At 45.0% G+C, this 25549-nt stretch carries 27 protein-coding genes and 1 pseudogene; 13 read left to right on the forward strand and 15 right to left on the reverse strand.

Features of this window, described 5'->3' with window-relative positions; genetic code table 11:
* Positions 1–68: 68 nt before the first annotated feature.
* The 9 genes and pseudogenes from gap to D908_RS12780 all read left to right on the forward strand — a co-directional run bounded on the left by gap (position 69) and on the right by D908_RS12780 (position 7050).
* The gene (gap, locus tag D908_RS12815; RefSeq protein ID WP_000153498.1) at positions 69–1064 is read left to right on the forward strand and encodes a type I glyceraldehyde-3-phosphate dehydrogenase; all 996 of its coding nucleotides are present in this window, start codon (positions 69–71) and stop codon (positions 1062–1064) included.
* A gap of 146 nt (positions 1065–1210) precedes the next feature.
* Positions 1211–2101: a D-hexose-6-phosphate mutarotase gene (locus D908_RS12810; protein WP_005523627.1), complete on the forward strand. Its 891-nt coding sequence runs from the start codon at positions 1211–1213 to the stop codon at positions 2099–2101.
* A gap of 242 nt (positions 2102–2343) precedes the next feature.
* Complete coding sequence (locus tag D908_RS12805; protein WP_005523629.1) at positions 2344–3348, forward strand: DUF2860 domain-containing protein; 1005 nt, start codon at positions 2344–2346, stop codon at positions 3346–3348.
* A gap of 151 nt (positions 3349–3499) precedes the next feature.
* Positions 3500–4317 (forward strand): annotated as a pseudogene (gene rlmA / locus D908_RS0119110) (23S rRNA (guanine(745)-N(1))-methyltransferase).
* Between the two features lie 78 nt (positions 4318–4395).
* Complete coding sequence (locus D908_RS12800) at positions 4396–5316, forward strand: ChaN family lipoprotein (RefSeq protein WP_005523631.1); 921 nt, start codon at positions 4396–4398, stop codon at positions 5314–5316.
* A gap of 139 nt (positions 5317–5455) precedes the next feature.
* Positions 5456–5812, forward strand: coding sequence for a hypothetical protein (locus D908_RS12795; protein ID WP_001070269.1), 357 nt, complete (start codon positions 5456–5458; stop codon positions 5810–5812).
* Positions 5813–5922: 110 nt separating this feature from the next.
* The gene (locus D908_RS12790) at positions 5923–6240 is read left to right on the forward strand and encodes a ribbon-helix-helix domain-containing protein (RefSeq protein ID WP_000333225.1); all 318 of its coding nucleotides are present in this window, start codon (positions 5923–5925) and stop codon (positions 6238–6240) included.
* 106 nt (positions 6241–6346) lie between these two features.
* Positions 6347–6742, forward strand: a complete 396-nt coding sequence (locus D908_RS12785; RefSeq protein WP_005523633.1) for a VOC family protein — start codon at positions 6347–6349, stop codon at positions 6740–6742.
* A gap of 20 nt (positions 6743–6762) precedes the next feature.
* Positions 6763–7050 carry a putative quinol monooxygenase gene (locus D908_RS12780; RefSeq protein WP_000581591.1) on the forward strand — a complete coding sequence of 96 codons (288 nt, stop codon included), beginning with the start codon at positions 6763–6765 and terminating at the stop codon, positions 7048–7050.
* 60 nt (positions 7051–7110) lie between these two features.
* Here the strand turns inward: D908_RS12780 and D908_RS12775 are convergent, their stop codons facing one another.
* Both D908_RS12775 and mlc read right to left on the reverse strand, forming a co-directional pair.
* Positions 7111–8055, reverse strand: a complete 945-nt coding sequence (locus D908_RS12775) for a chemotaxis protein CheV (RefSeq protein ID WP_000017258.1) — start codon at positions 8053–8055, stop codon at positions 7111–7113.
* Between the two features lie 98 nt (positions 8056–8153).
* Positions 8154–9371 carry a sugar metabolism global transcriptional regulator Mlc gene (gene mlc, locus D908_RS12770; protein WP_005523643.1) on the reverse strand — a complete coding sequence of 406 codons (1218 nt, stop codon included), beginning with the start codon at positions 9369–9371 and terminating at the stop codon, positions 8154–8156.
* A gap of 309 nt (positions 9372–9680) precedes the next feature.
* Here mlc and pyk point away from each other — a divergent pair, with 309 nt between their 5' ends.
* Entirely contained in the window at positions 9681–11126 is a 1446-nt protein-coding gene (pyk, locus tag D908_RS12765) for a pyruvate kinase (RefSeq protein WP_005523646.1), read from the forward strand.
* 8 nt (positions 11127–11134) lie between these two features.
* Here the strand turns inward: pyk and D908_RS12760 are convergent, their stop codons facing one another.
* Positions 11135–12349, reverse strand: coding sequence for a patatin-like phospholipase family protein (locus tag D908_RS12760; protein ID WP_005523648.1), 1215 nt, complete (start codon positions 12347–12349; stop codon positions 11135–11137).
* An 18-nt stretch (positions 12350–12367) separates the two neighbouring features.
* Positions 12368–12457 (reverse strand): cytochrome bd-I oxidase subunit CydH, encoded by a 90-nt coding sequence (cydH, locus tag D908_RS21820; protein ID WP_000434308.1) that lies wholly within the window; start codon positions 12455–12457, stop codon positions 12368–12370.
* A 137-nt stretch (positions 12458–12594) separates the two neighbouring features.
* Here cydH and D908_RS12750 point away from each other — a divergent pair, with 137 nt between their 5' ends.
* The 3 genes from D908_RS12750 (at position 12595) to D908_RS21420 (ending at position 15230) form a co-directional block, all read left to right on the forward strand.
* Positions 12595–13185, forward strand: a complete 591-nt coding sequence (locus D908_RS12750) for a porin family protein (RefSeq protein WP_005523650.1) — start codon at positions 12595–12597, stop codon at positions 13183–13185.
* Between the two features lie 492 nt (positions 13186–13677).
* The gene (locus tag D908_RS12745) at positions 13678–15138 is read left to right on the forward strand and encodes a sodium-dependent transporter (RefSeq protein ID WP_000818009.1); all 1461 of its coding nucleotides are present in this window, start codon (positions 13678–13680) and stop codon (positions 15136–15138) included.
* Positions 15138–15230, forward strand: coding sequence for a MetS family NSS transporter small subunit (locus D908_RS21420; RefSeq protein ID WP_005523653.1), 93 nt, complete (start codon positions 15138–15140; stop codon positions 15228–15230). The genes D908_RS12745 and D908_RS21420 overlap by 1 nt, the downstream gene beginning before the upstream one ends.
* 46 nt (positions 15231–15276) lie before the next feature.
* Here D908_RS21420 and D908_RS12740 read toward each other — a convergent pair whose 3' ends face one another.
* The 11 genes from D908_RS12740 to fabD form a co-directional block, all read right to left on the reverse strand.
* On the reverse strand, positions 15277–15678 hold the full coding sequence (locus D908_RS12740; RefSeq protein ID WP_005523655.1) for a hypothetical protein: 402 nt from the start codon (positions 15676–15678) through the stop codon (positions 15277–15279).
* A 248-nt stretch (positions 15679–15926) separates the two neighbouring features.
* Positions 15927–17357, reverse strand: coding sequence for a PTS glucose transporter subunit IIBC (gene ptsG / locus D908_RS12735; protein ID WP_005523657.1), 1431 nt, complete (start codon positions 17355–17357; stop codon positions 15927–15929).
* Positions 17358–17800: 443 nt separating this feature from the next.
* Complete coding sequence (locus D908_RS12730; RefSeq protein WP_005523659.1) at positions 17801–18568, reverse strand: TatD family hydrolase; 768 nt, start codon at positions 18566–18568, stop codon at positions 17801–17803.
* A complete protein-coding gene (locus D908_RS12725; RefSeq protein WP_005523660.1) occupies positions 18559–19533 on the reverse strand; it encodes a DNA polymerase III subunit delta' in 975 nt (324 codons plus the stop codon). The genes D908_RS12730 and D908_RS12725 overlap by 10 nt, the downstream gene beginning before the upstream one ends.
* A complete protein-coding gene (gene tmk, locus D908_RS12720; protein ID WP_005523661.1) occupies positions 19526–20164 on the reverse strand; it encodes a dTMP kinase in 639 nt (212 codons plus the stop codon). Before tmk ends, D908_RS12725 begins: the two co-directional genes overlap by 8 nt.
* Complete coding sequence (mltG, locus tag D908_RS12715; protein WP_005523664.1) at positions 20161–21177, reverse strand: endolytic transglycosylase MltG; 1017 nt, start codon at positions 21175–21177, stop codon at positions 20161–20163. Before mltG ends, tmk begins: the two co-directional genes overlap by 4 nt.
* Complete coding sequence (pabC, locus tag D908_RS12710; RefSeq protein ID WP_005523665.1) at positions 21174–21977, reverse strand: aminodeoxychorismate lyase; 804 nt, start codon at positions 21975–21977, stop codon at positions 21174–21176. Before pabC ends, mltG begins: the two co-directional genes overlap by 4 nt.
* Before the next feature lie 77 nt (positions 21978–22054).
* Positions 22055–23299, reverse strand: a complete 1245-nt coding sequence (gene fabF / locus D908_RS12705) for a beta-ketoacyl-ACP synthase II (RefSeq protein ID WP_005523667.1) — start codon at positions 23297–23299, stop codon at positions 22055–22057.
* Between the two features lie 89 nt (positions 23300–23388).
* Entirely contained in the window at positions 23389–23625 is a 237-nt protein-coding gene (gene acpP, locus D908_RS12700; protein ID WP_000065130.1) for an acyl carrier protein, read from the reverse strand.
* 233 nt (positions 23626–23858) lie between these two features.
* Positions 23859–24593 carry a 3-oxoacyl-ACP reductase FabG gene (gene fabG, locus D908_RS12695; protein ID WP_005519610.1) on the reverse strand — a complete coding sequence of 245 codons (735 nt, stop codon included), beginning with the start codon at positions 24591–24593 and terminating at the stop codon, positions 23859–23861.
* A gap of 27 nt (positions 24594–24620) precedes the next feature.
* Positions 24621–25544 carry an ACP S-malonyltransferase gene (fabD, locus tag D908_RS12690; RefSeq protein WP_000032630.1) on the reverse strand — a complete coding sequence of 308 codons (924 nt, stop codon included), beginning with the start codon at positions 25542–25544 and terminating at the stop codon, positions 24621–24623.
* Positions 25545–25549: the final 5 nt, after the last annotated feature.

Consider the following 25549-nt stretch of genomic DNA (forward strand, 5'->3'; position numbering starts at 1 on the left):
TTTAACTGGATTCTGTAATTTTACTACCAGTTATCTTTAATCAGAAATTAAGTTGTGGAGCAACTATAATGACTATCAAAGTAGGTATTAACGGTTTTGGCCGTATCGGTCGTTTCGTTTTCCGTGCAGCGCAAGAGCGCAATGACATCGAAGTTGTAGGTATCAATGACCTGATCGACGTAGATTACATGGCTTACATGCTGAAGTACGATTCAACTCACGGCCGTTTCAACGGTACTGTTGAAGTTGAAGGTGGTAACCTGATCGTAAACGGCAAAACTGTACGTGTAACTGCAGAACGCAACCCAGCTGACCTGAAATGGGGTGAAATCGGTGTTGACGTTGTTGCTGAAGCAACAGGTCTGTTCCTGACTGACGAAACTGCTCGTAAACACATCGAAGCTGGTGCGAAGAAAGTTGTTCTAACTGGTCCTTCAAAAGACAAGACTCCAATGTTCGTAATGGGCGTTAACCACAAGACTTACGCTGGTCAAGACATCGTTTCTAACGCTTCTTGTACTACTAACTGTCTGGCGCCTATCGCTAAAGTACTGAACGACAACTTCGGTATCGAGTCTGGCCTGATGACTACTGTTCACGCAACAACTGCAACTCAAAAAACAGTTGACGGTCCTTCAGCGAAAGACTGGCGCGGTGGCCGTGGTGCTTCTCAAAACATCATCCCATCTTCAACTGGCGCAGCAAAAGCAGTAGGCGTTGTTCTTCCAGAACTGAACGGCAAACTGACTGGTATGGCTTTCCGCGTACCAACTGCTAACGTTTCTGTAGTTGACCTGACTGTTAACCTGCAAAAAGCAGCGTCTTACGACGACATCAAAGCAGCTATGAAAGCAGCTTCTGAAGGCGAACTAGCTGGTATCTTGGGCTACACTGAAGATGCAGTAGTTTCTACTGACTTCAACGGTGACACTCGCACTTCTATCTTCGATGCTGACGCAGGTATCGCACTAACTGACAAATTCGTTAAAGTTGTATCTTGGTACGACAACGAAATCGGTTACTCAAACAAAGTTCTTGACCTGATCGCTCACATCTCTAAGTAATGTGGTGATTAGCGAAGAAATTCGTTAGACAAAAAGGCGACTCTAGGGTCGCCTTTTTGGTATCTGGGCTTTGGTAATTCAGTGTCTTGCACTCCTGGGTTAACCAATCTCAGATCAGGCTGAAATGCAGATTCAAGGAAACTAAGATGGATTTACACTCTCTGAACACCGTCGCCGTATTGTCTGATTGCGTCACTATTGTGGAACAGGATCAAATCAAAATTGTGCGCGTTATTCACGACAAAGCCAGCGCAGCTATCTCACTGCACGGCGGCCATGTCATCTCCTTTCAACCTAAAGGCCAATCCGATCTCTTGTGGATGAGCTCAAAAGCCATTTTTGATGGTAAAGCGGCACTACGTGGTGGCATTCCTGTCTGTTGGCCATGGTTTGGCCGTATAGCGGCACCAGCGCATGGTTTTGCACGTAATCAAGAATGGAAACTGGTTGAACACAGAGAAAATGATCAAGGCGTTATTGTCACTCTCGGTTTGCAAACTACACCTGAGAGCTTGGCGATTTGGCCATACCTATTTGATGTTCGCTTGCATGTGGAAATCAGTGAGAACTTGAAAGTGACGCTTGATGTGACTAACACTGACGAAAAAGCATGGACATTCTCTGGTGCGCTACACACTTATCTGCATGTGGGCGATATACGTGAAACTCAAACCACAGGCGTAGGTGCTGAGTATCTCGACAGTCTCCAAGGGGAACAGCTCTGCACAGGCGATGGCCAACTGGCTCTCATCGATACCATAGATCGTGTTTATACCCAGCCGGAATCCTTGATCAAAGTGCAAGACATGACGCTAGCACGAACGTTGACGGTTGAAAATCAAGGTCACAACTCAGCGGTATTATGGAATCCTTGGCAACAAGGCGCTCAATCCATGGCTGATATGAATGATGATGGTTACTTACATTTCTTGTGTGTGGAATCGACGCTTCATGCTCCGTCACTGGCCGCAGGCAAAACACTTCAACCTGGGCAAACCCATCAGTTGAGCACACAGATCTCTAGCCATAAGCATTAATTCCTTATCAAGCAGCGCGCATCTCGAACGAGATGGAACACACAATACATGGTGAATTCAACTCGAATCGCGCTGCTTTTTCATCCACAACCCTCATGTTTTGCGCAACTTATTGACACGAACAGCTCAACGATATCATTCACATAATCATTTTTTGTTCATATTTTCGTCATGGCGCTTCTTACTCAGCTCGGTATAATCGTGCCTCTCGATGCACAGCATACATTTGGTAAGGACACCTAATGAAAAATGTACACTTTTGTCTCGCTACTCTGCTTTTTTCCTCTCTGTCACAGGTTACTCACGCTCAAAGCTTTTCGGATAAAAATCAACCGGGGTGGGACGTTACGTTAAGCCTCAACAGTTTTTACGTGCGTAGTCAGTCGCAAATGAACACCAATGATGACAATGCCGTAACCGAGAATTTGCAGCAATCCGGACAGAGCACTGCTGAATTGTTGTTTGCTCCGTTAGGAAATATTCAATACACCTTTGCTTCTGGAAACACTCAGCTTTTTGCAGGTCAAAGTTCGGATCAAATCATTGAAGGGCATCTACAAGCGGAACTCGGCGTGACCCATAGATTTGATAGATTGGGTGAAATTACGCTAGCCTATTTTCCCTCTCTGCCAGGGGTGAACGAGACATGGCGTGACCCCTACCTAACGCAAACGGCAAGATCAGCTACTGACATTAGCGCGCAAGGTGGACGCTTAGCTTATACCGCCCCTTTCGCATTTCCGCTGACTCTGCGCTATGCCTACCTAGACTATCAAGTCGACGAAGAACAAAGTGGCACAGTGTCTGGGTTAAGTAACGAGCAAACCGCTCTGTTGAATCGTAACAGCGACTATCAAAGGGTTTCCGCGGAGGTTTCTTTACCATTTAGCCGCTCTTGGTCTTTAGTGCCAAAAATCAGTTATACCCAACGGGACGCTCAGGGTGATGCTTTTGATTTTACTGCCTTCGACTATCAGCTAGGAATCAATACCTTTGCAGGTCCACAAGCGCTATTTTTAACCTTCAGTTATGGTCAAGAGGACTACAACACCGCACACCCCATCTTTGCAGCAGCGAGAGAGGCGGATCGCTGGAGTGCATTTGCGCTTTATGTCTACCGTGCTCCCTTCGGCTGGAACAATGTGGCAATTAATGCGATGGCAGGATTCAGTGAAACCAATGACGCAATCACGTTTTTTGACCAGCAATCAACCTTCCTTTCAACAGGTATCGCTTTTAATTTCTAGACTCTGAAAACCGGACTGAGGTCGCTGCTTGTTAGTCGGCCTCAGTCTGCTTAGCAAACCACCACCAGCAAATCCAAAACCTATCCTTACCTTTTTTATTTCACGCTTCAACCGCTAAACTTACGCCTCTATTTTGTTGATTGAGACCACTATGACCTTTTTGTGCCCCCTTTGTGAGCAGCCTCTGACGCTTAACCAAAACACGTATTCCTGCGTCCATCGTCACCAGTTTGACGTGGCAAAAGAAGGCTATGTCAACCTGATGCCAGTTCAGCATAAGCGCTCCAAAGATCCCGGTGACAGCAAAGAGATGACTCAAGCACGCCGGCGTTTTTTACAAACGGGCCATTACGCACCAATGCGTGAAAAAGTCGCCGAGCTTTGCCAAAAATACTTAACTGGCCATCAACAGACGCTGCTTGATATCGGCTGTGGAGAGGGCTACTACACAGATTTTTTCGCCAAAGCTCTGCAAAAACAAGATGATTCTGCCAAACGTTTGGGCTAGATATTTCCAAAGTTGCCATTCGTTACGCCGCAAAACGCTACCCAGAATGCCAGTTTGCCGTCGCATCCAGCCATCGCCTACCCTTTGCAGAACAAAGCATAGATGGCGTGATCCGCATCTACGCGCCATGCAAAGACACCGAATTAGAACGTTGCGTTAAAATGGGCGGTATTGTAATCACCGTAACTCCAGCTGCTCGTCATCTTTATCAATTCAAACAAGGGATCTACGATCAAGTTCGCTTACATGAGGAACAACCAGAAGCTCTGGCTGGATTTGAACTGGTTGAAGAATGCAAGCTTCACTACCCAATGACACTCAGCGGTGCAGAGGCCGCGGATTTGCTACAAATGACGCCCTTTGCATGGCGAGCGAGCGACACATTTAAAACTCATGTCAGTACCAGTGCAACCTTCGAATGTGAAGCCGATTTTATGCTTCGGGTTTACCTAAGAAAATAACTGATAATAGTTCTCATTAATTTGCATAAGTCTGTGGCCTCCATTACCATGTTCAGGGTATTTATGGAGGCCATTGTTATGCGTGTTATTGCGGCACTTTCTCTTACTCTTAGCCTGATTGGCTGTGCGTCTACACCATCGGACATCAGCACATTCTATGATTATCAACTCGCTACCCCCAAAGGTGAGCGGATCTCTATCCAGAATCTACCTGCTGATATTGAAAATGCCAATGTCATTTTGATTGGTGAGTGGCATACCCATGCTGGCATCCACCGTTTTCAAACCGATTTACTCCAGCAGATGGTAGAAAATGGACACCCAATGGCCCTTTCAATGGAGCAATTCGCTCGCGATGCTCAACCTGTACTTGATGAGTATTTGGCTGGCGAGATTGGTGAGCAATACTTGATTCAAAAAGCCAATGCTTGGCCCAATTACGAAAGTGATTATCGCCCTCTTGTTGAATTCGCAAAGAGCCAACAATTACCTATTATTGCAGCTAATGCCCCCAAGCCGATTGTGCGTTGTATAGGCAGAGTGGGCATTGACTACATTGAGCGTTTAACACCAGACCAACGCCAATTGATTGCAGCCGAGATCAATACTCAAGATTCGCCTTACAAAAGCACTTTTATGGCTTCCATGCACCATGGCAATCCTGCTCAAAATGAAAATCAGTTTGCTGCTCAAGTCACTTGGGATGAAACCATGGCAGAGAGTATCGTTCGCTATCTCAGAACCAACCCTGAGCGTAAAGTGCTGCACATTGCTGGCATGTTCCACACTCAACAGGGGTTAGGTACCGCGGCATCGATTTTGCGTCGTAATCCTAATCTTAAAGTCGTTATCATCACCCCAGTTGGCGATATCACAACCAAAAGTGACGATTACCAGTTGCAGGTGTTGACTCCCCCAGTCCGTTACGTACAAAAGGCTCACCAAGCCGAAGCCATTAAAGCATTGAAAAATCGCAATACAGATCTCGTTTGCGAATAAATCTATCTTCTCTTCTATCAAACGCTCAAAACAGGCATAGCATTTGCCTGTCTGTTTTTCACACATAAAGTGTAAAAAGCACGCAAGTTTTATTACGTGCGGTCGATATATGATCAGAGTAATGACTTAGGAGAGATGTATGAACCCAGTAGGCGCAGGATCAGTGCATCATTTGCCATCCCCTCAAGCGGTGAAATCTCAGGCACCTGCTAAGCCAGAAACAGCCCCTGCCCCATTAAAAGTGGAACAGAATAAAGTCACCTTGTCTGAAGAAGGCAAAGCCTTGCTTGCCGCTTTACAGGAGATCGAGAAAGAGGGTAAAGCGGCTGAAAATAAAGATAAAACCGTTGGAGACAAGGTTGAATCATTCACTTATGGCGCACTAGGAATGAATCATCCAGATAAAGTAAAAGAGGTAGAAGACACTTCTTACTCTGCGGGGCAATATCTTTCCGCAGCGGCAACTGTAGGCGGCATTATTTTAGCTCTGCTGTAAATAACCATTCATTGTGGCAGTTATTTGCTGCCACAAATGATGAAAGTTGATTGACTCGAGAGGTCAACATCCCTAGATTCTTGGGTTTTAATCCATCGAAGATCGACTTTATGTGTGAAATATTTGCCAATCAACCTAAAGAAAATTACCAGTTTATTACCCGTTCAGTGCGTATCGATGGCCATGCGACAAGCGTAAAGCTAGAAGCCAGCTTCTGGAATATTTTAGAAGAAATTGCACAAGCCCAATCCATGTCACTTCCTAAATTCATAGGCCTCATTTATCGAGAAGCACTTGAATATACTGGGGACATCACCAATTTTGCTTCTTTATTGCGTTGCGCTTGCCTAATCTATCTACGTGATCCTACTGATGTTATGACTCATGTTCGTAGTCAACTACTTGCAAGTCGCACATCTACTGTGTAACTCCAGCAAGCGGTAAACCTCGTCACGAAAAGGCGCTGTCGTACTCAAGTACTACCACCAACCACTTCAAGATCATTAGTCTTTACTCCAATTCGCTGGAGGAAACATGACTAAACTGATCCACACTATGCTTCGCGTTAACGATTTAGAACGCTCAATCCACTTTTATCAGCAAGCATTAGAACTTGATGTACGTGCACAATACATTTTTGACACCTTCACTCTCACTTACCTCGGCAACGAACAGACAGAAGTAGAACTGGAGCTAACGTATAACCACAATCAATCGGAGCCTTATCTTCTCGGTAATGCTTACGGACACGTTGCAGTCAGTGTGTCAGACATCGATACAACTCATCGACAACTCATTGAAAAAGGCTTGCAGCCCAGTGACATAAAAGTGCTGGATCATCACGGACGACACCTCGCAACTTTCTTTTTTCTTACTGATCCAGACGGTTACAAAATTGAGTTTTTGCAACGTCAGGGCCGCTATCTATAACAATTACAGAGGAAATAACCTTGATCCATTTAACCGCAACATTGCACGCTAAAGCTGACCACAAACAAGCCGTTCGCCAATTGGCGCAAGGAATGCTAGCTCCAACTCGCCAAGAACCCGGCTGCGTTCGTTACGAGCTATTTGAACAACAAGCCACGGAGGGAGTATTCCTTTTCCAAGAGCAGTTTGTTGATCAAGCCGCTTTTGACAGCCATTGCCAAAGCGAACACTTTCAACAATTTATTGCAGCTCTTAACGGCTTACTAGCCGATGAACCTGTACTGCAGTTTTATTCTTCACTGAGCTAATAATAAGAAAAGGCACTCAATGAGTGCCTTCTATATTTCTGTTCGATCAATGAACAATGCTCAGGAGAGTACTTCCCTCAATCTTTCCTGAGCAACTTGTACCAACAAGTCTGGTTGGAACTTGGAAATAAAGCGATTACAGCCCACTTTCTGCACCATCGCCTCGTTGAAGCTACCACTGAGTGATGTGTTAAGGGTGATAAACAGATCCTTCATTCTTGGATCATTACGAATTTCGTGAGTCAATTTATAGCCATCCATCTCTGGCATTTCAGCATCCGTAATCATCATCAGCAGTTCTTTGTAGATGTTTTTACCTTGATCACACCAAGATTTCAGAAGATGCAGGGCTTCCAATCCATCCCGACACTCAATAATGTTCAAACCAAGCTGTGAAAGCGTATCCTTAACTTGGTTTCTGGCAGTTGAAGAATCATCCACGATCAGTACTGTGCGTCCAGACATATCATTGAGAAGCTCATGATCCAGCACTTCTTCGGAGATGGAAACATCATAATGGACAATTTCTGCTAGCACTTTCTCAACGTCAATAATCTCAACAATCTGAGTATTGCCCTGCTCTTTCACATGTGTGATCGCAGTAAGGTAATTCGCTCTTCCTGCCGATTTTGGTGGCGGTTGAATTTCAGTCCATGCGGTATTGATGATGTTGCGAACTTGCCCCACCAAAAAACCCTGCACAGTACGGTTATATTCGGTGATGATGAGATTTTGCTCGGTGTCCTGAGCCCGACGAGGTGGGAAGCCAATGGCTGAACGCAAATCGATAACAGGTACAGGCTCACCACGCAGGGAAGCCACACCAGTAATATGCGGATGCGAGCCCGGCATCTTAGTCAAAAGTGGGACTTTGATGACTTCTTTGACTTTAAAAACGTTTATCGCGAAGACCTGACGACTATTGAGACTAAACAGTAAAAGCTCTAGTCGGTTTTCACCGACCAAATTAGTCCGTTGGTCTACCGTGTTTAAAACACCTGACATACGAATTTCCGTTAAATGAATACCTTGGTAACAGTATAGTCCCTAGGTATGAATGTAAATGTAAGCAAGGTTGAATTTCTTACTAATGTAGTTATCGATTATCCTTCGACCACTTTCATTAAGAGTAGACCATCATAGAGCGCCTGTTTGATCAAAGCCGCACCCGGCATAGTCGCCTGTTTGTAAAAACGCGATTCCACCAACTGAAGATCCTGATGGTACACTGGCAAACTCTGTTCACGAATGCACTGTTCAATAGAGGGGTATAAAATCGCTTTGGCTTGATTAATTACACCGCCAATCAAGACCTTATCAGGATTGAACAGGTTAATTACGATAGCGATAGCGGCCCCTAAATAGCGGCCAAGTTGTTGAATCACATCAACGGCTAGTGGGTCACCATCTGCAGCCGCAGCGCAAATGTCTTCAATCGAGATATCTTCAATTGCCTCAAGGCAACTTGGCTCTCCAGCCGAAATTCTTGATTTCACTTGGTCACGAATCGCCTGTGAGGATGCCACGGTCTCTAAACAGCCATAGTTTCCGCAGTGACAACGCTTTCCATTCGGGTCAATTTGGATATGCCCTAATTCACCTATGTTGCCATGCCGGCCTTGCAGCACTCTTCCATCAAGGACAATCCCAGCACCCAACCCATGATGAATCGAAATCAGCACGGAATTATCAACATCTTGGGAATGACCAAACAGTTTTTCAGCCAAAGCCCATGCCCTAGTATCGTTGGCAACAAAAACTGGCAAACCTGTAGCTTTGTAGATTTCAGGTCCTAAGGCCAAGTTTTTTACATTGTAGTGGGGCATTTGCAACACAATGCCTTGTTCAGAATTGACTAAACCTGGCAAGGTAATCGCGATGCTGGTAACACGATCCAGCTGTGCCGCGTAAGTTTGAAAAAACTCTTCAATTTCAAACAATAAACGCGCGAGCACATCATCTTGATCGATTTCATGAATATCGATTTTAGTGTCGATCAGCACTTCCCCACCTAACTCGTGAAGGGCAATCGTAAGATAGCCTCGACCAAGTCGCATAGAAAGGAATTGCCAACCTATATTGTTGGTTTGCAGACCAACGGCAGGACGACCACGGCTAATGGCTTCTTGAACTGTGGTTTCATGAATCAAATGCGCGTCAATCAATTCACGGGTAATTTTGGTAATACTGGCTGGCGCAAGCTCACTCTCTTTCGATAAATCGATGCGAGAGATTGGCCCTTTTTGGTCTATCAATTTATATACGCGGCCCGCATTGATCTGCTTGATGTGATCAATATGGCCGGGTTGAGCCATGTACATGCGGCGCTCCGGAATTCAACGACAGACCAATTTTTTTACTTTGCGAAGTAATTGTGAAGTTCTTTGTCGGATAGGCGTGACAAATATCACGCATATCCCTAGAAGTTTGTGTTTTATATCCAATTATTGGGCTTCATTTCCCCTTTTTACTGATTCGCACGGTATACCAAAACAAGTGAAGTCGCAGCCTTAAACAAGGAGCAATACCTCGTTTAAACACATCCTACATTGCTAAAACGATCTAATTTCTCTGAGTCACTATACTTAGCGTATGGCTCGTCCACATCGACACCTCTAAGGAACCTTGATATGAGCTCAACTCTACGTAGAACAAAAATCGTCACCACCTTAGGCCCTTCCACCGAAAGCCCAGAAATACTAGAAGCCATCATTCGCGCAGGAGCTAATGTGGTCAGAATGAATTTCTCACACGGCTCACCCGAAGATCATAAAAATCGAGCACAGAAAGTACGTGAGATCGCTGCAAAATTAGGGTGTCATGTCGCATTACTCGGGGATTTACAAGGCCCTAAGATCCGCGTATCGACCTTTAAAGAAGGAAAAGTCATTTTAAATGAAGGGGAAAATTTTATTCTTGATGCCGACTTAGCCAAAGGCGAAGGTACGGTAGAAAGCGTCGGCATCGATTACAAAAAGTTACCTCAGGATGTTCGCCAAGACGATATTTTATTGCTTGATGATGGCCGTGTTCAGCTACAAGTCATGCGTGTGGAAGCCAATAAGATACATACCAAAGTGCTGGTTGGCGGCCCCCTCTCCAATAACAAAGGGATCAACAAAAAAGGCGGTGGCTTATCTGCCGATGCCTTAACCGAAAAAGATAAGAATGATATTCGTCTCGCGGCTGAAATTCAGGTCGAATACCTAGCAGTGTCTTTCCCTCGAAATGGTGAGGACATGAAGTACGCTCGTCGTTTAGCGCAAGAAGCAGGCCTTCATGCTCGTATGGTTGCTAAAGTGGAGCGTGCTGAAACGGTCTCTTGTGATGAGAATATTGACGATATTGTTCGCGCCTCTGATGTCATCATGGTCGCTCGTGGCGACCTTGGGGTTGAAATCGGTGACCCTGAACTGATTGCGGTGCAGAAAAAACTGATTTCTCGCGCTAAAAAACTCAATCGTGTTGTGATTACCGCAACACAAATGATGGAATCGATGATCAGTAACCCGATGCCAACACGCGCCGAAGTTATGGACGTGGCTAACGCCGTACTCGATGGCACTGATGCTGTGATGCTTTCTGGCGAAACGGCTGCAGGTAAATACCCTGTCGAGACAGTCAAAGCCATGGCAGAAGTCTGTATTGGTGCCGAAAAAATGATTGAGTCTAATGAGCAGAATTACCGCATCAAAAGTGTGTTCCTCACTGAAGAAGAAGCGATTGCGATGTCTACGATTTATGCAGCAAATCACTTAGAAGGCGTCAAAGCTATGGTCACTCTCACTGAGTCAGGGCGTACTGCTTTAATGACTTCACGCCTCAATTCCGTGTTCCCTATTTTCGCGATGTCAGCAAATCAAGCCACACTCAATCGCTGTGCATTATTGCGCGGGGTGATCCCATTCTACTTTGATACCAAACAGGCCAGTGGCTTGGAAGTGGCAATCGCAGCTCTAGATGCCTTAAAAGAGCGGAAACTACTGGAAGAAGGTGATTTAGTCATCATTACTCAAGGAGATATTATGGGTGTGGAAGGTTCAACAAACTGTATGCGAATTCTACCTGTTTACTAACTAGATACTTATGAATCGGATAGAGAAGGAGGCTTTGGTACCTTCTTCTCTAGACCATGCTGATTCAGGTTATCGTATTGGGCTATACGCTTACGTAAATCATTGGCCTCATTGTACGCTTTTAAAAAACGATACCCCGCTTTAATGCCCACTTCATAATCATGCTCAAGATCCTCTGACGAACTCAGCAACGAATTCGAACGCAGCGGCTCACTCGGCATGATCTGAACAATAAAAGTATCATCATGAGAGGCTTCGAGAAACTCACTGGTCAGCGTATAGGTTTGATAATGAACCATGAGTAAATCCGCTAATCCTGCATCGAACTTACTACCTAGCAGATGGCTAAGGCGATAAATATCATCAGCGCCAAACAACCAACGTCCACCATTTAGTGCATCCAAATGCTTCTGCTCTTTTTTTTGTTCTCTCGCCCGTAATTTCTGCTGTTGAAAAAAATCACTCCAGTCCTGACGCCACCCCAACCATTTGTGCTGCCACTGCTGTTGAAGATGATTCAGTGACTCAGGTAGCCAATGTGGTTGCTCTGTTTCTGGTGATAATGGTAGGTTCACTTGCGGTGGCGTGTGCTCAGTGCGAATGACAGTAATAAAGCGCGCTTCTTTGCGCCAAGCCTCTTGCACTGGAATTGATGCTGACACACCGCCATCAATATAATGTTTTCCATTCAAAGCAACTGGCTCGGGATAAAGGCCGGGAATCGCACAGGTTGCCAGCAACACTTGCTGCCAATCTGCCCCCAACATAGGAAAGTAAGCATCTTTGAGATCGTCCGCCGAAGTTACGGCAGCATAAGCTTTGCGTTTCCCTAAAACTTGACGCGCCATTCCCAGATCTAGGCGGTAGGGATATTCACAGATACGATCCAACGCCCACTGCATATTCATATATTGCTTACGTCGAATATAACTGAACAAATGAAAGAATTCGGATCGCGTGGTCAATTCCAGAATAAAGGATTTACCAAGACCCGCCTGGCGAGACAAAAACGCACACAAATTCAGGGCACCAGCAGAAGTGCCATAAAATTCATGGTAGGGGTCGAAGTTAGAGAGAAGAAATGCATCCAACACGCCAGCAGTAAAAATACCTCTCTGGCCACCACCTTGGGCAACCAGTGCATGTTTACCGCCAATGTATTTGGCTAAACGCTGAGTATCAAGTTCCGTCCTTGCATCAGAAACAACTCCACCACTATTCATATGCAGGACCACCCAAAACTAGTGCGTAATCGCGATCACTCCAAAGCCTATCAGAACAGTGAAAGTAATCACAACAATGGTCAGCGCAAACTTCAGATCTTGTTCCATGTTTTAACCTCCTTGGTGACATAACAAAGTAATAACATCTGTGTGAAGTATCTTCAAGAATTGCGGATTTTTTGTGCACGAATATGCAGTTACTATCACAATACCCCTATCGTCAATAACTTGGCCAGGATCATACAATGCGTCAAATAAATATCTTCGTTCTCAATGTATTACTTCTTCTCTTCTCACCCTTTTTAGCCGCTGAATGGATGGTAACGCCTTCTGTCGGTTACACCTTCGGTGGCAAAGTACTCAATCAAGCAGGCAATCAATACGACCTCGAAAGTTCAAGCAGCTACGCTCTAGCAGTTGAACTCCCTTACGATAAAGGACGAGTTGGCCTTTTTTATTCAGCTCAACCAACAAACGTTGAAACGCTAAGCAATCAAGACGCGAACATTCACTATCTGCACTTTCAAAGCAGCATCTACTACCCTATTTCTGAAAACTTTTCTTCTTTCATTGGATTAGGCATTGGTGGTGCATATACAGATGTAGATTGGGCTGATAAGAAATATGGCTTTTCTGCGAGTGCTTTTGGTGGAGTTGAATACCAAATCTCTTCAAACGTTGCAGTCAATGCTCAGTTACGTTGGTTAGGTACCATGGTTGATAACGACTCGAGTGCAGTTTGTACTTTGCCCTCTTCCGAAAGCTGTGTAGTTAAATTTAAAACCGACTGGCTCAATCAGGGTTCAGCCCATGTTGGGATTACAATCCGTTTCTAGTTCCAGATTTTAACAAAGTCGCAAAACTGGATATATCTTCTAAAGGGTGACTGTTTTTTAGACAGACACTCTTTGCTTCATATTAGATAGTTCTATCAGTGAGAGGTCTGGCCGCCAGTCACTTACACTGCATTTACTACCCCTCAAATAATATTCCTCGCCAAAAGCTCGCAAACACAAAAAGTACAACCTAACATTAACAATAAATCAACTTTCATAATCTATTGCCACCTACAAAATAAAACGGTAGTCTCGAATCATTGCGTAGCTGATTATTTCAGATCCCGCAAACACACATCGCGTTACTAAGAATTAAATCCTGGGTTTTCGCTCAGCAGCCAATATATATAACTAACTTTTTGCTGAATCATGGATGATAGAGCAAAAGTTAACCGGACAAAAACAGTACAGGTGACTTTGGTTTCTTCCATCCCCACATTCAGCGACCGCTGACGAAAGCTTCATACCCTAGGATATTACAAGGAGTTGTTTATGAAGCGAGAACAATGGGGATCCCGTGTTGGATTTGTATTAGCCGCCGTAGGGTCAGCAATTGGCCTTGGTAACATCTGGCGTTTCCCTTATATGGCCTATGAAAATGGCGGAGGAGCCTTTTTTATCCCTTACCTTTTCGCTATGGTCACCGCGGGTATTCCGTTTATGATCCTAGAGTTCAGTATGGGGCAAAAAAATCGTGGCTCGGCACCAACGACTCTCGCCAAGATCCATTCAAAATTTGAGTGGTTAGGCTGGTTCCAAGTGGGTATTGCAGCAGTTATTGCGGTGTACTACGTAGCCGTTATCGGTTGGGCGATCTCTTATTTTGGTATGTCATTTACCCAAAGTTGGGGCAGTGATACCAATGCTTATTTCTTCAGTGAATACCTTAAATTAGGTGATAATTCGCCAACCAATCTAGGTAGCATTCAATGGCACATCGCATTTGCTATGCTGATCGCTTGGGTGATCACTTACGCAGCGATCGTCGGTGGGGTGAAAAAAGGCATCGAGCGTGCCTCAAAAATCATGATGCCAATTCTGTTCATCATGGTTCTTATCTTGATTGCGCGAATGATTTTCCTACCCGGAGCGCTTGATGGTGTGAACTACATGTTCCAGCCTGATTTCAGCAAAATTTGGGATGTGAAAGTTTGGGCAGCGGCCTACGGACAGATCTTCTTCACACTTAGTATTGGCTTCGCAATTATGCTGGCTTACTCAAGCTATCTGCCGGAGAAATCAGACATCACCAACAACGCCTTTATGACTGTGCTGATCAACTGTGGCTTCTCCATACTTGCCGGCATCATGATTTTCTCGGTGCTGGGTTACATGGCCCAAGAACAAGGTAAGCCTCTGACTGAAGTAGTTTCAGCTGGTGTTGGCCTTGCATTCGTGACTCTGCCAGCTGCGATCAATTTGCTACCAATCCCATACATCCTTGGCCCTTTGTTCTTCCTTGCTCTGGTTGTTGCTGGTTTGAGCTCACACATTTCGATCATGGAAGCCGTAACATCAGCCATCATCGACAAACTGGGTTGGAGCCGTAAAAAAGCCGCAAACATCGTTATTGGTACAGGTGTACTCGTTTCTATGGCCTTTGCAACAAACGGTGGTTTGCTGCTGTTGGATCTGGTGGACCATTTCGCCAACAACGTGGGCATCATGGCCAGCTGCTTAGTTGAATTGGTGCTGATGACTTGGTTACTGAAAATTTCTGATGTTCGTAAATACGTAAATAGTATTTCGGATTTCAGTGTTGGGGTTTGGTTTGATATCTGCCTACGTTTTATTTCGCCAGTTATCCTCGCCATTATTGTGGCGACAAAACTGCAAACACTCTTAACTGAAGGCTACGGCGGTTATGATTTAACACTCGGTTGGGCAATCATTGCTGCACTGTTTATGGCTGGAGTTCTTATCAATGCTGGCTCACGCAAGGAGGCATACTAATGACGTTTAGTGCAATTATCATGATGATCATCGGTCTTGGGATCACATGGGGTGGCGCAGCCATCTGTATTAAAAAAGCGATGGATAAATAATCAATATCTGTTGTGCAAAGGCCAGCGGTAAGCTGGCCTTTTAATTTCAGAAACGGTAAGCAATACCTACCGCAGCGCCCAATTGTAGCTCCGCACCACTGTAAAAGTTCACTTGCGGGCTCAATTGGCCATAGATATTAACGTTAGGCACAACCGTCCAATCAAGTCCAATCGGTATCCGGACTCCAAACTCATCATCCCACTCGGCCCATGCACCTGCACCAACATACCAGTCAATAGGCATCTGTGATGAAGACAACGCTCCCCTTTTAAACAGGTAATCGGCTGCGATACCATCATTGCCAACTGTCAGTCGGTATTGTTGACCCAATTCAACAACAGCGCTAAGCCCTTGATCGAAAGCCAAACCAACAGCAACATCATTAGATTTAGCAAATGCAGCGTTTGAAATACACAACGCCCCTAAGACGACCAATCGATATTTCACAATGTATTCCTAAAAGTGATGAATAAAATGAAGTGCCAATCTACTGTGCTCATCAAAATATGGTGTCAGGCCGATGTCAGTTGGGGTGTGACTTCTGCTAAGAAAATGAAAACTCCCTCTTTAACGTCTACTCTAAATTTTCGCCACTTAGTATTTGGCTCATTGCTTCACAAACGGCAGTATGAACGAATCTGTAGCAATAAAAAAAGGAGACCGAAGTCTCCTTTTCTCTAGGGGGAAGAATGAGATTAACCGTGGTTACGGATCCACTCATCCATTTCAGTTTTCAGGTTATCAGATTTGGTACCGAAGATAGCTTGAACGCCGCCAGATACCATCACAACACCAGCTGCACCTAGTTTCTTCAGTTTGTCCTGATCAACCAGAGCTGTATCTGCTACAGATACACGCAGACGAGTAATACACGCATCTAGGTTAGTGATGTTCGCTTTGCCACCAAATGCAGCAACCAGGTCACCAGCCAGCTCATTACCGCTAGTCACCGTGTTGTCTGAACTTTCATCTTCACGACCCGGAGTTTTCAGGTTCAGTGTACGAATCACGAAAGTGAACACGACATAGTAAAGTACAGCGTAACCAATGCCCAAACCAACCAACAGCAGCATGTTGTCTGCACGTGGAGATTGAACAACGAAGTCGATGAAACCGTTAGAGAATGTATGACCGTGAACCACACCCAGTGCGTTAGTCAGTACATAAGCCAGACCCGCCAATACCGCATGGATAGCGTACAGTATTGGTGCAACGAACAAGAATGAGAATTCGATTGGCTCAGTAATACCTGTCAGGAATGAAGTCAGCGCTGCAGAAGCCATGATACCCATCACTTTTGCGCGGTTTTCTGGTTTAGCGCAGTGAGCGATAGCAAAAGCAGCCGCTGGCAAACCAAACATTTTGAACAGGTAACCACCCGCCAATTGACCAAAACCGTTACCTGCCGCACGTGAAGCGTCATCTGCAGTCAGGAAGCAAGTCATGATACCGTGAACTGTTTCACCCGCACCATTCACACAAGTACCCGCTTGGTAGAAGAAAGGTACGTTCCAAATGTGATGCAGACCGAATGGGATTAGTGAACGTTCAACAATACCGTAGATACCAAATGCGGTTACTGGGTTTTGGTTAGCAGCCCAATCAGAGAAAGTACCGATAGCTGAACCGATTGGTGGCCAAATGAACGACAGAACAACGCCCAAAGCAATCGAGATAAAACCGGTGATGATTGGAACAGCACGTTTACCAGCGAAGAAACCTAAGTATTCAGGTAACTGAATTTTATAGAAACGGTTGAAAGACCAAGCAGCTACGCCACCAGCTAGGATACCACCTAGTACACCAGTCTCAATATTGTCTACGCCCATTACACCGGCCATTACTTTCAATGTAGCAACCATAATGCCGTAGCCAACAATCGCAGACAGGCCTGAAACGCCGTCATTGTTAGTAAAGCCAAGTGCAACACCTACAGCAAACAGCAGAGCCATTTGACCGAAGACTGAACCACCCGCTTGTTCCATAAGATTTGATACAACTTCTGGCAGCCAGCTAAAGTTAGCAGCACCTACGCCCAGCAAAATACCGGCAACAGGCAATACTGATACTGGAAGCATCAGAGCCTTACCGACCTTTTGCAGATTCGCAAAAGCGTTCTTAAACATGTTTATGCTCCTGATTAAGTTATTAGAATTGCTGGGGCTAACGGCATACCCCCGTAGCCTAAATGTTAGCACCCAGTGAAAATGTAACCACTTTTTGCATTATATTTTCCGGCTCTAAATATATCTTGATAACCCTCAAATTTTCTAGTTTGAGGCGAAATTAAGTTTCAAATTACTAATTAGATCACAATCAGTGGCAATACATCTTTAATATAAAAATGAATATAACAAATTGATTTGATTGAAATAAACTATCTATAAGATTAATTTTATTGGATAAATAAAATCAGCTGTTATGTTATTTTTAGTAACAAAATTACAATTTGATGAATTTAGCCTCATTTTTCAACATATATAGTAAACACTAACCGATTTGCAATTTGTTATTTATTTGGAGAATAAAAAAGCGAGCATTTGCTCGCTTTTTTATCTATTTATTATTTTTATCGCAAAAAAAGATTTTGGAAATTCGCGGTGGTTTTTTCTGCAACTTCAGTCAGTGAAACCCCTTTAAGCTGGGCAATATAAGCTGCAACTTCGACTACATAGGCAGGTTGATTCTCTTTTCCTCGGTGCGGCACAGGTGCCAGATAAGGAGAATCTGTCTCGATCAATAGGCGATCCAGTGGCAAGGTTTTCACAACCTCTTTCAGTTCCGTTGCTTGTCTGAAGGTCACAATCCCAGAGATAGAGATATAAAAACCCAAATCCATTGCCGCCTGCGCAAAAGGCAAGTCTTCGGTAAAGCAATGAATTACACCGCCACAACGTTCTGCATGTCCTTCTCTCAGTAGCTGCAAAGTATCTTGCTGAGCATTACGAGTATGGATAATCAGTGGTTTATTCAGTGCGACTGCAGTTTCAATCTGCTGTCTAAAACGCAATTTTTGTAACTCTGCTGTTTCTGGTTGATAGTGGTAATCCAACCCTGTTTCACCTATCGCAACCACTTTAGAATGCTGTGCATATTGGTGGAACAGATCGAGAGAAAAGTCACTCTCGACATCCAGAGGATGAACACCACAAGAAGCATAAACTTGCGGATAGGGTTCAATCATTTGCAACATTTGGGGGAAAGAACCGAGTGTGACACCTACCGATAGTAGATGTTCCACTTTCGCTTGACGTGCTTTCTTAATTACGTCACTCACATCCGTGTGCAGATCTTGGTAATCCAACTTGTCGAGATGACAATGTGAATCTACAAACATGTTTCCTCATCAATAAATTGATAAAACCATTGCAACAACAGTAGCTCTGTATTCAAACCGGTAAATTGGCTTAGCTGCTCGATAAGCGCCTCTAAAGCAGCAGTCTGTGCATAAAGTTTTTGGTAAGTAAATCGACTCGCCAGCGATGAACTGACAGGGGTGAAATAGTCTTGTTGTACACCAAACTGGATTTTCTGCGCATCCACCAGTACACACCAAATCCAATAGAGATGTGTCGTTAAGTTAGCATCAATCAAAGAGATACACTTTAATTGCGCACTCACATCGCCATTGACCGCTGCAGCCAGTTGAGCCTCAATCTCACGATATTTGTCCACTCCCCCCTCAAGCATAAACGCACGAGTTTTGAGTGGCGAATCGGCACAAAGATGTAAGGCATAAGCTGGAGCATCAATGCTCTGATCTTTTAACCACTCCATGACCAAAGACGTTGAGGGTGTTGGCACCACTAGCCTTTGACAACGACTCACAATCGTCGGTAATAAATGATTGATTCGTGAAGTGACCAAGATAAAAAGGCAATCTGGCGCGAGTTCTTCGAGTGTTTTCAGAAGCGCATTAGCCGCCGATTCATTCATTGCATCGGCAGGCTCAACAACAATCAGACGGTAACCGGAGAGTTGGGAAGACTCTTGAGCAACGCGATTAATATGCCGAATTTGCTCAACCGTGATCGACTTACCTACTTTTTCAGGCTTAACTACATGAAAGTCTGGATGGTTTCCAGCCTGCATTAGGCCGCAACTATGACAAAAGCCACATGGTTCACTGTTGCTGCTAGTACACATTAATGTGCGAGCCATATGCTCAACCAAGCTCTCAGCACCTACACCTTCAGGGGCTTGAATCAAAGTAGCCGCCGAGATTTTCTCGGCAGCTAGTCCGGCTTGCCACGGCAACCAAACCGGAGCCAACCAAGGGTATAGCGTGTTCATGCTAGACATGACCAACTCGGCTTAGCCAATGTTCAAGCGCGGTGCGAATATCTTTCGACACTTGCTCAATGGATTGTGCAGCATCAATCAATACGACAGATTCATCGCTTTCAGCCAATTCGAGATAACGCTGACGAGCACGCTCGAAGAAGCTGATATCCATCTTTTCAATACGGTCTAGCTCACCACGACCACGAGCTCGCTCTAAACCAAGTTTAGGATCAATATCCAAGTACAAAGTGAGGTCTGGCTTAAAATCACCCAATGCTGTTTGCTTAAGGTTTTTCATCGTACTGGGTGCAATTTGTCGACCACCACCTTGATAAGCTTGCGATGACATGTCATGACGGTCACCAACAACCCACACACCATCAGCCAAGGCAGGCTTAATCACGTTTTCGACTAATTGTACCCGTGCCGCATAAACCAACAGTAGCTCTGTGATATCTTGCAGCACTTCTCCCGGGTGATCTTCTTTCACTAACGCTCGCAGTTTTTCAGCAAGCGCGGTGCCTCCCGGCTCACGAGTGCGTGTGATTTGATCGATACCGTGTTGGTGCAACGTCTCTACAACGACTTGAATAGCCGTACTTTTCCCTGCCCCTTCAAGGCCTTCAATTACGATAAATTTTGCATTCATTGTTTTGTTCTAAGTTTTTTTAGGTAGGCACGCACAGCGCGATTGTGATCGGCCAACGTTTTTGAAAATGTATGTCCACCCTCACCGCTGGCCACAAAATAGAGATAATTACTTTGCTCAGGATTGAGTGCCGCATAAATTGATGCTTCGCCCGGCATAGCAATAGGCGTCGGTGGCAAACCATTGATTACATAAGTGTTGTATGGTGTACGAGCACGCAAATCTTTCTTACGAATATTGCCATCGTACGTTTCACCCATGCCGTAAATCACCGTCGGGTCTGTTTGTAAACGCATGCGTTTATTTAAGCGATTGATAAACACAGCCGCAATACGCTCACGTTCTTCAGCGATTGATGTTTCTTTCTCAATAATTGAGGCCAGAATGAGCGCTTCATATGGAGTTTGGATCGGCAAGCCTTCTTGACGGTGCTCCCAGGTTACCTGCAGAAATTTTTCTAGCTTCTGATTCGCTCTTTTAAGAATGTCGAAATCACTCGTACCTTTTGTGAAATGATAGGTTTCGGCAAGGAATAATCCTTCGAGTTTTTCCTGCTCAATACCCAAAGCCTTAGCAATATCAGCCTCTGAAAGCCCAGTGAGCTGATGCTCAATGAATTCATTATTTTCTAGAATAGTTCGCCATTCTTGAAAACGGCTTCCTTCAACAAAAGTAATCGCGAATTGATGCTCTTTACCAGAAACAAGCAAAGCCAACGCTTGTTGTAGCGACATTTCAGGCAACAGTTTGTATGTGCCAGCTTTAATTTTAGCGAGCTCAGGATGAAAACGGCGCACCCAATCAGAAACAAAACTATCGTTTATCCAACCTTGTTCGGTTAACAGGACGAGTTCTCTATTAAGACTTGTTCCCGACGCAATCGTCACAAACTGCCCTTGCTCAATCTTCAGTGGCTGAGCAAGATACCTGTCCATCTGTTGAACAACATAGAAATAACTCCCTGCCGCAACACAGATCAGGGCAATAAAAACCAATACCAGCTTTTTAATCACGAATTACTACTCTCCTGAAATCGTCGCGTCATACTACCTAGCGTAAACCGCTGTTCGCCAATTTGTTTTATCGGGGCTACTTCCAGTAGCGCATTGGTGATGAAGACTTCATCCGCAGCCAACAACATCTCAATAGTGAAATCATCTATAACAACAGAAAGCCCGACATGTTTCGCTTGTTCAATCACGCGCTGACGAGCAATACCCGCAACTCCCGCATTTTTTAAACAAGGCGTGTAAAGCTGCCCCTCTTTAAACCAAAATAGATTGGCAGATGTCGTTTCAATCACCTTACCATTGATATCGAGACAAACACCATCATCCAGCCCAGCGAAATCCATCTCTCGCTTAAGTAAAATTTGCTCAAGTCGATTATTGTGCTTATACCCCGCTAGCAGAGGATTTAACCCCATTCGCTGTTCACAAATACCTAATGCCACCCCAGTTTGACGCCATTGCTCATAGTGAGGAGGAAAAGGAAAGGCGCTAATAGTAACACTGCTTTCACTCACTTGAGTAGGGCTGTAACCACGCCCACCTACACCTCGGCTAATGTGTATTTTCAGTCCAGCTTTTTCATCGGGAAGAGACATAGCTTGAATGCCCTGTAACACCAGATTCCAATCAGGTTGAGTGATATGTAGAGCATTTAGGGCTGCTTGTAATCGCGCGATATGCAAAGACCAATGCTGAACTTGTCCGTGTTTGGTCAGAATAGTAGTGAAACAGCCATCGCCATATTGAAAAGATCGATCATGAATCGGCACATCATTGAGCCGTTTGCCATTAACCCAGTACATGATCTCACTCCATAAAAAGAAACGGCTCAATGCTATGCATCAAGCCGTCTTAACTCAAGTAAAGACTGGTGAAGTTTTTACATGCGTTTGAAAATCAAGCTACCGTTAGTACCGCCAAAGCCGAACGAGTTACACATTGCGTATTCCATGTTCTCAACTTTACGTGCTACATGTGGCACCAAATCCACACCTAAATCTTCTTCTGGATTATCCAGATTGATGGTTGGCGGTACGATTTGGTCAACTAAAGACATCACAGTGATGATCGCTTCCGCTGAACCTGCAGCACCTAACAAATGGCCCGTCATTGACTTAGTCGATGAAATTAACACTTGCTTAGTACCCGCTTCACCCAGAGCGCGTTTAATGCCTTTCACTTCAGCAACGTCGCCCGCTGGTGTTGATGTGCCATGAGCATTGACGTAGCCGATTTGCTCACCAGTCACACCTGCATCACGCATTGCAGCTTCCATCGCCAGCGCACCACCTGAGCCGTCTTCGCTTGGTGAAGTCATGTGATAAGCATCACCCGACATACCAAAGCCGACTACTTCAGCGTAGATTTTCGCGCCACGCGCTTTTGCGTGCTCGTATTCTTCCAGCACCATGACACCAGCACCGTCACCCAGAACAAAACCATCACGATCTTTATCCCAAGGACGAGAAGCTTTTTGCGGTTCATCGTTACGAGTCGAGAGTGCTTTCGCAGCACCAAAACCAGCCATACCCAATGGGGTAGATGCTTTTTCTGCACCACCAGCCACCATGGCATCTGCATCACCGTAAGCAATCATGCGTGCTGCATGGCCGATGTTATGCAAGCCTGTCGTACAAGCAGTTGAGATCGCAATGTTTGGACCACGTAGACCACGCATGATAGACAGATTACCCGCAATCATATTCACAATGGTCGATGGTACGAAGAAAGGGCTAACCTTACGTGGGCCTTTCTCCATCAATGCTTGATGTCCCGTTTCAATCAGCTCAAGGCCACCGATACCAGAACCAATCGCTACACCAATACGTGCAGCATTTTCTTCATTAACTTCTAGGCCTGAATCTTCCAAAGCCTGAATACCCGCAGCAATACCATATTGGATAAACAAATCCATTTTGCGGGCATCTTTTTTTGACATGTACTGCTCGCAGTCAAAATCTTTTACTAGGCCTGCGAAACGAGTAGAAAAATTGGTAGTGTCGAAGTGCTCAATGTTGACGATGCCGCTTTGGCCGGCCAACAAGGCTTTCCAAGATGACTCTACAGTGTTGCCTACCGGTGACAACATACCCATGCCAGTGACAACAACGCGACGCTTGGACACGATAATATTCTCCGGAATTGAAATTGAAATGAGAGAGTTTTTGAGAACTAAGAAAAATTCAGGCGGCCAGTGAGCCGCCTGAGGAGAGATTACTGAGCGTTGCTGGTTACGTAATCGATCGCAGCTTGAACAGTAGTGATTTTCTCTGCTTCTTCATCAGGAATCTCAGTATCGAATTCCTCTTCCAGAGCCATTACCAGCTCAACAGTGTCAAGAGAATCAGCACCCAGGTCTTCAACGAAAGAAGATTCATTCTTTACTTCTGCTTCGTCTACACCTAGCTGTTCAACAATGATTTTCTTTACGCGTTCTTCGATGTTGCTCATTTTTTCTTTTCCTTTACAGATTTCGCCTAATGCGATGATTCCGTAGTTTATTCGAACTAGGGAAAGTTGCAAGCGTGAGGTTTCTGGTCTAACCACAAATTAGGCGATTTTAACCGAAATTCACACCATTTTTGATATAAATCATGCATAAATATTGTGCATGTTACCTACATTTTTCACACAATTTCGCCTCATACAACTCATATTTTGTGAGTTTCAATGAGGCAAAAATGCTAGATCATGTACATACCACCGTTAACATGCAGAGTTTCACCGGTGATGTATGCCGCTTCTGGTGATGCAAGGAAAGCAACCGCAGACGCAATTTCACGAGGATCCCCCAGTCGACCTGCTGGAACCTGCGCTAGTGTAGCAGTACGTTGCTCGTCATTCAGCGCTTTTGTCATATCAGTTTCGATAAAACCTGGTGCAACTGTGTTGACTGTCACACCACGCGATGCAACTTCACGCGCCATTGACTTAGTAAAGCCAATTACGCCCGCTTTTGCTGCGGCATAGTTTGCTTGACCCGCGTTACCCATAGTACCCACAACAGAACCTACGTTGATAATGCGACCTTGGCGTTTTTTCATCATGCCGCGCAATACTGCTTTAGACAGACGGAAAATCGAAGTCAGGTTGGTCTCCATAATATCTGACCACTCTTCTTCTTTCATACGCATCAGCAGGTTATCGCGAGTGATACCAGCGTTATTCACCAGAATATCTACACCACCAAACTCATCAGTGATGGTTTTCAGAACCGCTTCAATAGACTCAGGATTGGTCACATTCAGTGCCATGCCTTTGCCATTGTCACCCAAGTAGTCACTGATCGCTTGCGCACCGCTTTCGCTGGTTGCTGTACCAATCACTTTGGCACCGCGTTCGGCTAAGAGTTCAGCAATCGCTTTACCAATACCGCGGCTTGCACCTGTCACTAGGGCAACTTTGCCTTCTAGATTCATGAATTGACTCATGTTTTCTTCCTGTTGTTATTTCACCGCATCCAAAGAAGCCACATCGTTTACCGCGGCACCTTCAAGGGTTTTTACAATACGTTTTGTTAGACCAGTCAATACCTTACCCGGTCCCATTTCAATCAGCTTTTCGACACCTTGTGCGCTCATTTGTTCAACACACTCAGTCCAACGTACTGGGCTATACAGTTGACGAACCAGTGCTTCTTTAATTTTGGCAGGGTCAGTTTCAGCTGCAACATCGACGTTATTGATTACTGGGATTTGTGGTGTATTAAATTCAAGTTCAGCTAAGGTTTTCGCCAATTCATCTGCCGCAGGCTTCATCAGTGCACAGTGTGAAGGCACTGAAACAGGCAGAGGCAGAGCACGTTTTGCACCCGCTTCTTTACACAGAACGCCGGCGCGCTCAACGGCGTCTTTTTGACCCGCGATAACCACTTGGCCTGGAGAGTTGAAGTTAACTGGAGATACCACTTCGCCTTGCGCCGCTTCTGCACACGCTTTAGCAATCGCTTCATCTTCTAGACCAATGATCGCATACATTGCTCCCGTACCTGCTGGCACAGCTTGTTGCATCAGTTGTCCACGCAATTCAACTAGCTTGATCGCTTGTTTAAAATCGATAACGCCCGCACACACTAATGCTGAATACTCACCCAAGCTGTGACCCGCCAATACCACAGGTTGCTCAAGGCCAAGTTGTTGCCATACGCGCCAAATTGCAACAGATGCTGCTAACAAAGCAGGCTGAGTACGGAAAGTTTGGTTTAGGTCTTCCACTGGGCCATCTTGAACCAGAGCCCACAGATCGTAGCCAAGAACTTCAGAGGCTTCTGCGAACGTTTGTTTTACAACATCATACTGCTGCGCAAGATCAGCCAGCATACCCACCGCTTGCGAGCCCTGACCTGGGAAAACGATAGCAAACTTACTCATAAATC

The organism is Vibrio mimicus CAIM 602 (assembly GCF_000338875.1).
GTDB lineage: Bacteria > Pseudomonadota > Gammaproteobacteria > Enterobacterales > Vibrionaceae > Vibrio > Vibrio mimicus.